This is a genomic window from Novosphingobium sp. MBES04 (assembly GCF_000813185.1).
GTDB lineage: Bacteria > Pseudomonadota > Alphaproteobacteria > Sphingomonadales > Sphingomonadaceae > Novosphingobium > Novosphingobium decolorationis.
The window spans coordinates 1,117,125-1,128,883 of the sequence record NZ_DF850488.1 but is presented as its reverse complement, the minus strand read 5'-3'; the positions used below and the strand labels follow the sequence as shown (position 1 = coordinate 1,128,883).

The window sequence follows — 11,759 nt, the reverse complement described above, 5'->3', positions numbered from 1 at the left end:
CACGTCCACAATCTGGCGTTCCTGCGCACCCAGGCCGAGCGTCTCGATCCCCGGCTGGTCTACGCCTGGCCGCGCGAGAACCGCTGGCAGCGCGGCATGTTCGAGAAGCTCAAGGAAGCCTACGTCAAGGCGCGCTACTCCAAGCACTACACCGTGAGCGAAGAAGAGCTGACCTGGCTCGGCGAACAGGTCGAGGAGCTTGGCCGCGTCGTCCAGACGGTGTGCTCGGAGCGCATCGCCCAGCTCGAAGAGACCGCCCGCGAAGCCAGCTGACCGGCTGGCTTCCATTCCTTTCTAGACGCTCTCCTCGACCACGATGTCGAGGGTCAATTGCAGCACATCCTTGTCCGTATCAGCCGCTTCCGGCTGCAGGGTTTCCTGGCTGCAAGCGAGCGTGATCCACTCGAAATTCCAGTTCAGATCGACCCGGTCACCGTCTTCGTGACGCGTGATGCGAACCTGCGCTGCGCCTTCGACCGCGAGGGCAAAGCGGCAGGTGAAAGCACCGTCCAGGAACGTCCCACGGATCAAGGTTCCATCCGAAAACGCCAGCGAAAACCCTTCGGTAATCCTGCGCGCAGGGACATCAAGACGCGTCTCGATATCGCCTGTCAGGAGCAGGCTCGATCGGCCTCCAACCTCAATGTGAACACCCATGCTCCATGCCTCCATGCGACTCACGTTCGAACGCAAGAGTAGAACGTATGACGAACATATGAAAGAAGGAGGGTTTGGGAGGGGGAGGCAATTGGAGGCAAGGCGGGGAAAAGCACGGGGGAAGGAAATGGTGGCGAGGGCAAGAGAAAAGGGTGTCTCGCGCCACCCGTAAGCATCTGTCTGCACATCGTTTTTTAGAGAGATAGTCGCTGTTTGGGCGAGACACTTGCGAGACATGGCGTGACGCCGGTTCACATGGCCCATTCGGCTGGCTGCAATGCGGGCTGGCGCTAGATTTGTAGTAGCGCCCGTGCCTGGAGGCCGATCCGTTTTTGTGCCGGGCCTTTGCGACGGGAGATCTCGTAGATTCGCGCTGGCAAAGCGCGGGCTATGGCGTCTCGAAAGTACGAGGCGGCGATGCGGCATTTTGTCCGCCGGTCGCGCCCTTACTCTGGACAGGGCAGTCATCGACGGACGCGGCCTGCGGGGCAGCCGGGATTGCGTTCAAGCATGCCTTGCAAAAGTCCGCGTCACGGGTGCATTTGGGGCTAACGGATGGCAAGCGTGCCTAGCTCAGGAATTGCGGTTCGACAAAGGTACGGATCGGCACCGGACAGGCCCTGCTGACAAGGCGTGGCATCGTGCAATTTCGCTTGCATGCCGACCGCCAAAATCCGCCATCAATTCTACTTGCCCGAGAGCCTCGCGAAGGCGGCTGCCGAGCCCGGCAACTCGAAGCCCCTCATCCTGACCGAGGCATTGGCTGCCTGGTTCGAGCAGGGCACCCAAACTCCGGCTAAGGGCGTGTGCGATCGCCACGATAGCCAAGCCGTGCAGATTGGAGCGAAGCTGGATCGGATCATCAATCTCCTTTTAGCCGTTACCGGCATGCATGGCTGGGCCAACGTCCACCGGTTTTTAAGACAGGTCCATCGCCATCTCATGCTGCCGACAAAAGTGGGCGTTCCGGTTGTCAGTGCGCTGGTGCTGGTGCTGGTGCTGGTGCTGGTGCTGCTGGCATCGCTTGTGACGGGTATCGTGACTACAAGAAATGGTGGCGCGGGTTCTTTCCCATACCTCGCGGCGGGGATGCCCGGCGCTTGAGCAGTGACCTGCACCGGCTCGGCGGCTTGTGGAGCCTGTGGTTCATTGCCCTCATCGCCCTTACCGGCCTATGGTACCCGATCGAGACGCTTAGTGGCCGGGCTGCGGTTCCCCCGCTCTCCAGCGTCGAGCGTACGGTGCCTGCCCCCACCGGCCTGCAGCTTGACCGGCTCGTTGCCAGAGCATGGAACCTGCGCCCTTCGCTGGAGATCCGGGAAATCCGGTTCGCTGGCAAGAACGGCGCGATCATGCTGGGGCAGGACACGGCATGGCTGGTGCGCGACCGGGCCGACGGGCTTGCACTCGCCCCCGCAAATGGCCGGGTGATCACGCAGCTCGACGGCCCGCGCCTTAACCTTCACCAGCGCCTGTCCGAGATGGCTGACCCACTGCACTACGGCACTTTCGCAGGGCTGGCGACAAAGGTGATCTGGTTCCTCTTCGACATTGTCCTGACGGGCATGTCGATACCCGGCGTCATCATCTATGCCAAACGCCTCGAAAAAGCGGAAAAGCATATGCGATCGGCAGGCAACATAGCCTGGAGCGGCATGGGCGCATGGGCCTATGCTTGCACTGCCCTTGTCATTCTCGCGCTTGTCCTGACGCCCTTTGCGATCACCGGCGCAAGCTGAGGGTGGCGGGTTGGCGCTCCTGCGCCCAGCTTCCTCCCAGCGCGCGGAACAGGTCAACCTGGGCAAAGGCAACCTCGCGCACGCCTTGCGCATAGTCCGCCTCGGACCGGGCCAGAGTGCGCTGCGCATCGAGCGCGTCGAGCGCATCGATCTGCCCTCTCGCCTGCCGTGCGAGGCTGACTTTCGCAGCGCGCTGCGCAGCCTCTCGTGCGGCATCCAGCCTGCCCCGCCGAAGGAGCGCGCCGCGATAGGCCGAAAGCGCGGTCTCGGTCTCTTCCAGCGCGGTGAGAACGGCACCGTCGAAGGCTGCAAGGTCGGCCTGGGCCTCGGCCCGCGCCCCTGCGATCCGTGCGCGCACCGCTTCCTGATTGGGAAAGGCCCAGGAAATCAGCGGGCCAAGCATCCAGCGCAGCGGCCCGCTGCCGAAAATATCGGTGGCCCCAAGTGCCGTGGTGCCGATCGAGCCGCCCAGCGAAATGGTGGGATAGAGATCGGCGGTCGCAACGCCGACCCGCTCGGTATCGGCGGCCAGACGGCGCTCTGCCGCCTTGACGTCGGGCCGCCGGGCCAGCAGCAGGCGTCCGTCGCCAACCGGGATCGGCTGCGCGACGTCAGGCGTGGTGCGCCGTTCGCGCACCGTATCGGGCAGCGCCTGCGGGGGCTTTCCGGTCAGTGTCGCCAGCCTGAACAGCGCCGCATCGCGCCGCGCATCGAGCGTGGGTATCGCCGCGGCCTGCTCCTCCCGAAGCTGGGTCACGCGGATCACGTCGAGCTTCTGGTTCAGGCCACGCTCGAACCGCGCAATGGTAATGCGTTCTGACCGTTCGAGCAGCTCCACGGTCCGCCGTGCAACGCCAAGCTGCTCGGCCGCGCTGGTCGCATCGACATAGGCGCGCACGGTATCGGCCACCACGGTGACGCGCACCGCGTCCGCCTCTTCGCGCGCAGTATCGAGATCGGCGCGCGCGGCCGCGATCCCGCGCCCGACACGCCCGAACAGATCGATCTCGTAGCTGACCCCCAGTTGCCCGTCGACCATGCGCGCCTCGCGGTCCATGCCGGGAAGCTGTTGGTTGTCAGGCACCCGGCGATAGCCGCCGCTGGCATCGATGGCGGTCTGCGGCAGCCTTGCCGACCCGGCACCGCGAAGGCTGGCACGCGCCTTCTCGATGCGGGCGATCGCCACGCGCACGTCGGTGTTGGCTGCAAGCGCTTCGGCAACGAGATCCTCGAGGACGGGATCCTCATAGAGACGCCACCACGCGCCGACCGGCTCTGCCCCGGTGACCGGAACGTCCGGCACTTGCGCACCGATGAAGGGGGCCTGCGCATCAACGGGGCTCACCGGGGCGACGTAGTCCGGGCCAACGGCACAGGCCGCAAGGCTCGTCGCGGTCAGCAGGGCAGCGAGGATGTTTCTTGGTTGCATGGCTCTGACTTTCCTTATTCGGCCCTTATTCTGCCGGCGCAATGGCGCGGTCTGCCGCGCCGTCCTCGTTAGTGCGCGTTGTCCTCTCGCGCCTCAGCCGGTCTCCCAATGCGCGGCACACGACATAGAAGACGGGCGTGAACAGCAGCCCGAACCCGGTGACACCGACCATGCCGAAGAACACCGCGGTCCCCAGTGCCTGACGCAGTTCCGCGCCGGCCCCTTGCGCCATCACCAGCGGCACTGCGCCAAGGATGAAGGCAAGACTGGTCATCAGGATCGGCCGCAGGCGGATACGTGCAGCCTCAACCGCTGCCTCAAGCGGGCTCATGCCCTGCTCTTCCTCCGCCTGCTTCGCGAATTCGACGACGAGGATGGCATTCTTGGCCGCCAGCGCGATCAGCACGACAAGGCCGATCTGGGTGAGGATATTGTTGTCCATTCCCCTCAGGTTCACGCCCAGCATCGCGGCGAACAGGCACATCGGCACGATCAGAATGATCGCCAGCGGCAGGGTCAGGCTTTCATACTGGGCCGCGAGGACGAGGAACACGAACAGCACGGCCATGCCAAAGACCACGCCTGCGGTATTGCCGGCATTGGTCTGCTGCCAGGCGATGCCCGTCCACTCGGTATCGTAGCCTGCCGGCAGGGTTTCCCCCGCGACCTTCTCCATGGTCGAGAGCGCCTGCCCGGTCGAATATCCCGGCGCTACCGAGCCATCGATCTCGATCGCACGCGCAAGGTTGTAACGCACCACCCGGTACGGGCCGGTGGTATCCTCGAACGTTGCCACCGAACCGATCGGTACCATCGCGCCCGAGCTTGAGCGAGTCTTCAGGCTGGCAAGGTCCGCGCTATCCCCCCGGAACGGGGCATCGGCCTGCGCGGTGACCCGGTAAGTCCGGCCCAGCAGGTTGAAGTCGTTGATGAAGGTCGATCCAAGATAGGTCTGCAACGCCTCGAAGATCTTTTCCGGCGCGACCCCGAGCAGATCCGCCTTCCTGCGATCGACATCGGCATGGACGCGCGGCGAGGCCATGTTGAACATCGTATAGACCTGACTGAGCGGGGCCTGTGCATTGGCGCGGGCAATCAAGGCCTGGCTGGCCTTTTGCAATTCGCCATAACCCTTGCCGTCGCGGTCCTCGACGATCATGCGATAGCCGCCCGGCGGAACGATGCCGCTGATGGTGGGCGGCGGCACGAGGATCACTTGCGCATCCTCATAGCCCGCCACGGCCTTGTGCGCGGCGTTCATGATGCCTTCGTAGGTCACGCCCGCCTCCTGACGCTCGGCAAAACTGTCGAACGGGAAATAGATCGCGGCGGAATCGGGCGAAGCGGTCTGCGAAGGCCCGTTGAAGCCTGCGAACATGACAGCCCCCCTGATCCCCTCGGTCGGCAGGATGCGGCGGGCGACGTCCTGCGTCACCTCGTCGGTGCGAGACAGCGAAGAGCCTGGCGGCAGGAAGATCGCGGCAAGGAAGTAGCCCTGATCCTGCTGCGGGATAAAGCCTGCAGGCGTTGCCCAGAACAGACCGGCCGTTGCCATCAGCAGCGCGCCGTAACCCGCCAGCATCCTCAGCGGACGCCGGATGAGGACATATGTCAGGCGCGCATAGGCATGGCTCATACGCTCGAAGCCGGTGTTGAAACGATCGCCGGCACTGGCGATGAAGCGCCGCCAGCGCGGGGCATTCTCAGCCAGCGGGGTATGATGGCGCAGCAGGATCGCCGCCAGCGCCGGGGAAAGCGTGAGCGAGACGACCAGCGAGATCACCGTCGCAGTCGCGATGGTCACGGCGAACTGCTTGTAGAACTGACCGGACATGCCGCCGATGAACAGTGTCGGGATGAACACCGCGCAAAGCACCAGCACGATGGCGACGAGCGCGCCCGATACCTCGTCCATGGAACGGCGCGCGGCTTCTATCGGCCGCATACCCTGCGCGATGTAGCGCTCGACATTCTCGACCACGACGATCGCATCGTCGACCACGATGCCGATGGCGAGCACCAGCCCGAACAGCGAGAGGTTGTTGAGCGAATAGCCGATTGCGGCAAGCATGATCGCGGTGCCCACCAGAGAGACCGGGATCGCCAGGATCGGGATCACCGCTGCGCGCCAGTTCTGGAGGAAGAGCAGGATAACGAGGACGACAAGCACGACCGCTTCGAGGAGAGTATGATAAACCGCCTCGATCGACTGGCCGATGAACTCGGTCGGGTTGTAGATGACCGAGTATTCCAGCCCCTCGGGAAAGTCCGTGGCAAGGCTGTCCATTTCCGCGCGCACCGCATCGGCCGCGGCCAGCGCGTTCGAGCCGGGACGCTGGAGAACGGCGAGAACCACCGTGGGCTTGCCCGAAAGGTAGGTATTGAGAGTATAGTCCTGCGCGCCCAACTCGACCCGGGCGACGTCGCGCACGCGCACTTGTCCGCCATCGGCGTCACTGCGCACGATGACGTCGCCGAATTGTTCAGGCGTGGTCAGACGCCCCTGCAGTTCCACGCCGACCTGATAGGCATTGCCCCTGTCAAAAGGCGGTTGGCCCAGCGCGCCTGCCGAGACCTGCACGTTCTGCGCGCGCAGGGCCTGAACGATTTCTCCGGCCGTCAGATCGAGCGCGGCGGCCTTGCCCGGATCGATCCAGATCCGCATGCCATAATCGCGCGCGCCGAACATCTGCACGTCGCCCACACCGTCGAGCCGCGCAAGGCGGTCCTTGACCCGGGTCAGCGCATAGTTGGACAGATAATCCCTATCGAAAGTGCCTTCGGGTGACTGCAGGTTGACCACCATGAGAAAGTCCGGAGAGGCTTTCTTGGTGACGACGCCCATCGCGCGCACTGCCTCTGGCAGACGCGGTTCGGCGATCGCCACACGGTTCTGCACCAGAACCTGCGCGGCATCGATGTCGGTGCCGATCCGGAACGTCACGGTGATTGCCACTTTGCCATCGCCGGTCGATTGCGAGCTCATGTAGAGCATGTCATCGACGCCGTTGATCTCCTGTTCGATCGGCGCGGCAACGGTATCGGCCACGGTCTCGGCCGAGGCACCGGGATATTGCGCGCTGACCGTGACGGTCGGCGGGACGACTTCGGGATACTGGGTAACGGGAAGGCCAAGGTAGGCGAGCAGCCCGACAACGGTGATAAGCACCGCGATGACGCCCGCGAAGATCGGCCGGTCGATGAAAAACCGGGAGAAGCGCATGGATATTGCCCCTGTCTGAGCGGATTGCGAGCACGACCAGGCGCGCGGCGTCCGCCGTTGCGGGTGGAATTTATGAAATGGCCGGTGGCCCGGCGGCGCGCCTCAGTCGGCCAGCGTCGCCTGCGCCGCCTCGGGCCGGTTCGCCGCTGCCTTGACAGGGGCGGAGCCCGCGCCGGGATCGAGCGTGATGCTCCCCCTGCTGGTGCGAACCTGCGCGCCTGCCATGGCCGCCTGATAGTTCGAGACTATCACCCTGTCGCTCGGCAAAAGACCGCTTTGGACAACGCGCAGCCCGCCTATCAACGGGCCGGTTTCAACCGGCTTGGCAACCACCGTATCGTCCTTGCCCACCGTCAGCACAACCTTGCGCGCCTGATCGGGATGAACGGCATCGTCAGGCACCAGCAGCGCCTTGACGGTGCCACCCTGCGCCAGGCGCATGTTGCCGAACATGCCCGGCGTCAGGAAACCGTCGTGGTTATCGAGCACGGCACGGATGCGGATCGTACCCGAATGGGGATCGATGCCGTTGTCGGTAAAGTCCAGCTTCCCCTTCCAGCGATAGGCGCTTTCGTCCTGGAGGCGAACCTCCACGCGCGAAGCGTCTTTGCCCTTTCCATCATCACGCCGGGTCTTGAGGAAGAGGGCTTCGGAAGCGTCGAAATTGAAGTAGATCGGGTCTAGCGCGTTGATCGTCGTCAGCAGGCTGGCATCAGTGCCGTTGCCTCCTGAAACGAGGTTGCCGACATCGACCCTGCGGTCAGAAATGCGCCCCGAGATCGGTGCCCTGACGGTCGCGAATTCGAGGTCGAGAGCGCGCTGACGCTCGCGGGCTTCGGCCCCCTGCAGTCCGGCGCGGGCGGCGCGCAGACGGGCGCGAAGCTGATCGACCTCGCTCGCCGCCATCGCCTCGTCACCGCTCAGTCCCGCGACACGCTCGTAATCGGAACTGGCGAGCGCGAGCGCGCTGCGCGCCGCGGAAACTTCGGCCCGCGCCTCTGCAAGCGCAGCGCCATAGGGTCGCTGATCGACGGTGAAGAGCACCTGTCCCTTGCGGACCGTATCCCCGTCACGAAAGTGGATCCGGGTGATCGCGCCCGAGACGCGCGGACGGACATCGACCGTCCGGCTCGGCGCGAAGCGGCCGACATAATCATCCCACTGGGTCACCTCGCGCAGCAAGGGATGTGCGGCCTGAACCACCGGCACCGGCGGGGCCGAGGCCTCGGCCTCACCGGCGCCAAACATTTTCCACCCGGCACCGCCTGCAAGGGCGAGCATGGCAACGGCGATGAGCAGCGCGCGGCGACGCTTGCCTTTCGCCCCGCCGCCACGCGCATCGGCGCTGCGGCCATCGGGCATTGTCGCTTCCGGCGTCATCGGCATGATCCTGGTAAGAGCGTTCACGGCAGTTCCTTCAAAGCGGTGCGAGCCGGCGCGCACTGCGGGCGCGGCCGATGGAGTCGACAAGCGCGCCGACCTGATCTTCACTGAACCCGGCTTGCTCGGCCCCCTTCAGGGCCGAGGCGGGCAGGCGGTATCCCTCATGCCAGGCATGAACGACGAGCCGTCGCAGCGCCTCGAGCCGTTCATTGGCAAGGCTGGGCGAAGGGGGCTGCGGCCCCAGCACGAGGCGGGCAAACCAGCCTCGCTTGCCGGGGACACGCAAGCTTTCGAGCGTGTCGCCGCGCGCCATTTCCACGATGCGCAGTTCATCGGGTGCGAAGTGACGGGCAAGGTCCGGCGGAGCCGTACCGGCCCGGTTGGTAGTGGCGAACCCGGGCAATGCGTGGTCGGCCGCATCGCGGCAGTCGAGAAAGGCCATGACGGATATTCCCTGCAAAAAGGCCCGACGCGCGCCGGGGCCGGGTAAGGCTTCGGGGGGCAAGGCGCGCGCCGGGACGCTCCCCGGCGCAAGGGCTGGCCGGGAAACCGAATGAGGATGTGCGACCGCACCGGCCCAACCGGCATTGGAGCCGACGACCTGAGCAGCCTTGATAACGAAAGTGGGTCGCGCTGCGGCCCGCCACATGGGCAGGCACGGGCACAAACCGTCAGCCGGCGATCACCGGCAGCGTGGTATGGATCATAGGCCCTTCCCCTGCTGTTTCGAGTCGAGCGGCCAATTTGTGTACCAATCGGTATATATTGCGACGCAGCACGCCGTCAACCACTTTATGTACTGGCCGGTATATTAGTCCCGAAACGTCGCTTTCAAGGGCGTGAATGCATGATGAATGAGTTTTTCCGAAAAAACCGGCCCGCATCGAAAATTACGCTGCGATTATCACCTCGCAGGCCGATGCCGACTAAACGCCGATCCGGTCAGCGCCCCGGCCACATCGTCAGAAACGCGGCGACCACCTGATCGAGCTCGTCACGGGTCGCGCCGCCCTGGGCCTTGACCGAAAGCCCCTGCAGGACCGTGGTCACGCAATGGGTGAGGACAACCGGATCGGTCCCTTCGGGCAGGTCGCCTTCTTCCAGCGCGGCCTGAAAGCGAGCGGTAAGCGCGGTTTCGGATGACTTGCGACGGGCAATGACATGCTCTCTGATCGAGCTGTCCTCGGTCGTGCAGGCCACAAGGCTCATGACCCCGAGGCAGCCCTGCGTCTCGGTCGAACCGCAATACGTGTCCAGCGCACCCGTGAAGAGGCGTTCGGCCACGCCGCGCGAAGTCGGCGCCTCAAGCGCAGCGCGCATGTAGGCGAGCTTGTCGCGCTCATAGAGGTCAAGCGCCTGCTTGAAGAGCGCTTCCTTGTTGCCGAAGCAGGCATAGAGGCTGGGCTTGGTGATGCCCATGGCCTCGGTCAGCTCGGCCAGCGAAGCACCCTCGTAACCATGTCTCCAGAATACCTGAAGCGCGCAGCCAAGAGCAGTCTCGGGATCGAATTCCCGCGGCCTGCCACGGGCCTTCGTGGTGGTTGCAGCGCATGTCATGTCACTGCGTATATAGGTCCGTTTGCCCGAACGTCCAGTAGCTCCCGCCCTTGCGCCCCGCCCTGGCCCTCCCGAAATCGCCCGCGGCCAACGGGCCGCTGGCAATCCGCGCCTGCCATGTGCTCCGGCAGCTCCAGCTCCTCAGGCCGGCCCCTTCAGAACGAGTGCTTCAGGGTCAGGCCGTAAGTTCGCGGATCGCCGGGCGTTCCCACGATTCAGCCCGGTATTGCCGCTGGGGACCTGCAACTATTCAAAGTAGTGGGTATCGAACAGGTTGCGCGCCCATCCGAAGACCTCGAAACCCGCATCGCCTCGAAAGCCGGCGCGCAGGTGTAGTCGGACGACGTGGGATTGCTGGAAAAGCGCGACCGGTAACTGCCGTCGACGCCGAGATATACTTTTCCTTGCGCACCCAGCAGGCTCGTCGTCAGATTGCCTTCCACTCCGTAGGACATGGACAGTTTGGAAACGCCGGGAAGGCGCTCGCCGGAAATGGCGCAATGTGCCGGACTGAGCCCTCCCGGAGTGCCCGGCGCACAGGGCGACTGGCCTTCCTGAACGCCCCCCCAAGAGAGTTCGGGAGGGCACGGGGCATCGGTGAAGGAACGATAGGTCGCATCGGTCCAGGCGGCATTGGCATAGGCGTTGAAGCGCTGGCTCGGGCGGACAGAGAAATCGGCCTCCACCCGTTGGGTGCGGACTTGCCCGGCATTGGCGAGATAGCCGCGCAGCACGCCCAGGCTGCCGTTCGTCACCAGCGCATGATAAGCGGAGATGTCGGTGCGGAATGCGGCCAGGTTGAGAGTCGCCCGCCGGTCCCAGAAGCGTGCCTTCACGCCGATTTCGCAATGGTTCACCGTTTCCGGAGCGACCGTGGCCGCGCCAAGGATCGGTCGCCCATCGGCATCGGAGGGGACACCGTTGAGATTGCCCCCTCCCGGCTTGAAGGTACGGGCATAGGTCGCATAGGCCAGCACCTCGTCCGGTACCTCGTAGCTTGCCGTCAGTTCATAACTGCAATTATCATAAGTTCATTGACTGCGGCAGGTGCATCGCCCGGCTCACTCCTCAGCTCGGCAAAACTCCTGATTTTGGCCGCTCCTTCTGGAAATCGCGCCACGATATCCCTCTCCCCGCCCATCACTTCTTCGAAGCGCCGCAGGTCGCCGACATAAGTATGGGTCGGCAGCATGGCTAGCGTCAATGACCGCTACCGACCCTTCACGGACCTTCAGGCGTTAATTTTCGATCCCCACAAGCGGACGATCAGTTTGCCTCGCTGCTCGTCGAGCAGCGAAGGTGCCTTCGAGGTCAGTAGTTGAAGGAGCTGTAGGCGTCATCAGCTTCGCTCGCTGCGTCGTTGGCCGCGCTTACAGCTTCGTCAGCAGCTTCCTGCATATCGTGCATTACGTATCGCCAATCTTCTCTCTGAAAGCGTTCAGCTTGCGACGCGACTTCCTCTGCGGCATCCCTTGCTCTCGAAGCTGCATCATTTGCGTCGGAAGCGGCAGATTGAGCGTCCTCTAACTGCTGTTGCAAACTTTCAGCCTCACTTCTGAGCTGGTCGTTTGCATGTTCAAGCTCAGCAACCTGATCTAAAAGTTCATCACGGCTAGGGCTGTCAGAGCAGGACGTCAGGATTAGGATAGGCAAAACAGCCAGAAGCCGCATACTTTCACTCCAAAAGGAACTGAAACATTGAATATCAGCTGATCCTGCTCTCGCAAGCCGAGACGCTTTACCGTACTGTTGATTGCCCGTTGAGACGGGC

General features: G+C 64.0%; 11 protein-coding genes and 1 pseudogene. 3 read left to right on the top strand and 9 right to left on the bottom strand.

The annotated features are described in order from the left end of the window. Nucleotides 1–273, top strand: a pseudogene (locus tag MBENS4_RS05060) (nucleotidyltransferase); the annotation flags it as partial. Between the two features lie 21 nt (nt 274–294). On the opposite strand, the gene MBENS4_RS05055 reads toward MBENS4_RS05060, so the two are convergent. Further along, nucleotides 295–657: a hypothetical protein gene (locus tag MBENS4_RS05055; protein WP_039389191.1), complete on the bottom strand. Its 363-nt coding sequence runs from the start codon at nt 655–657 to the stop codon at nt 295–297. Nucleotides 658–1,314: 657 nt separating this feature from the next. On the opposite strand from MBENS4_RS05055, the gene MBENS4_RS26455 reads away from it, so the two are divergent. Both MBENS4_RS26455 and MBENS4_RS05045 read left to right on the top strand, forming a co-directional pair. Then, complete coding sequence (locus tag MBENS4_RS26455) at nt 1,315–1,761, top strand: hypothetical protein (RefSeq protein WP_052322010.1); 447 nt, start codon at nt 1,315–1,317, stop codon at nt 1,759–1,761. Then, nucleotides 1,758–2,396, top strand: coding sequence for a PepSY-associated TM helix domain-containing protein (locus MBENS4_RS05045; RefSeq protein ID WP_242404787.1), 639 nt, complete (start codon nt 1,758–1,760; stop codon nt 2,394–2,396). The genes MBENS4_RS26455 and MBENS4_RS05045 overlap by 4 nt, the downstream gene beginning before the upstream one ends. On the opposite strand, the gene MBENS4_RS05040 is transcribed toward MBENS4_RS05045, so the two are convergent. From MBENS4_RS05040 to MBENS4_RS24600, 8 genes are all read right to left on the bottom strand, one after another. Then, entirely contained in the window at nt 2,380–3,825 is a 1,446-nt protein-coding gene (locus tag MBENS4_RS05040) for an efflux transporter outer membrane subunit (RefSeq protein WP_039389190.1), read from the bottom strand. The two genes, MBENS4_RS05045 and MBENS4_RS05040, sit on opposite strands and share 17 nt — an antisense overlap. 25 nt (nt 3,826–3,850) lie before the next feature. Beyond that, a complete protein-coding gene (locus MBENS4_RS05035) occupies nt 3,851–7,048 on the bottom strand; it encodes an efflux RND transporter permease subunit (protein ID WP_039389189.1) in 3,198 nt (1,065 codons plus the stop codon). 102 nt (nt 7,049–7,150) lie between these two features. Next, a complete protein-coding gene (locus tag MBENS4_RS05030) occupies nt 7,151–8,410 on the bottom strand; it encodes an efflux RND transporter periplasmic adaptor subunit (RefSeq protein WP_052322322.1) in 1,260 nt (419 codons plus the stop codon). Between the two features lie 55 nt (nt 8,411–8,465). After that, nucleotides 8,466–8,873 carry a hypothetical protein gene (locus MBENS4_RS05025; RefSeq protein WP_039389186.1) on the bottom strand — a complete coding sequence of 136 codons (408 nt, stop codon included), beginning with the start codon at nt 8,871–8,873 and terminating at the stop codon, nt 8,466–8,468. Nucleotides 8,874–9,373: 500 nt separating this feature from the next. Beyond that, complete coding sequence (locus tag MBENS4_RS05020; protein WP_052322008.1) at nt 9,374–9,988, bottom strand: TetR/AcrR family transcriptional regulator; 615 nt, start codon at nt 9,986–9,988, stop codon at nt 9,374–9,376. 215 nt (nt 9,989–10,203) lie between these two features. Further along, nucleotides 10,204–10,965, bottom strand: a complete 762-nt coding sequence (locus MBENS4_RS05015; protein ID WP_052322007.1) for a TonB-dependent receptor domain-containing protein — start codon at nt 10,963–10,965, stop codon at nt 10,204–10,206. 26 nt (nt 10,966–10,991) lie between these two features. Beyond that, nucleotides 10,992–11,180 (bottom strand): hypothetical protein, encoded by a 189-nt coding sequence (locus MBENS4_RS05010; protein ID WP_039389184.1) that lies wholly within the window; start codon nt 11,178–11,180, stop codon nt 10,992–10,994. A 119-nt stretch (nt 11,181–11,299) separates the two neighbouring features. Then, on the bottom strand, nt 11,300–11,759 hold a 460-nt coding region (locus tag MBENS4_RS24600; protein ID WP_206778134.1), incomplete at its 5' end, for a hypothetical protein.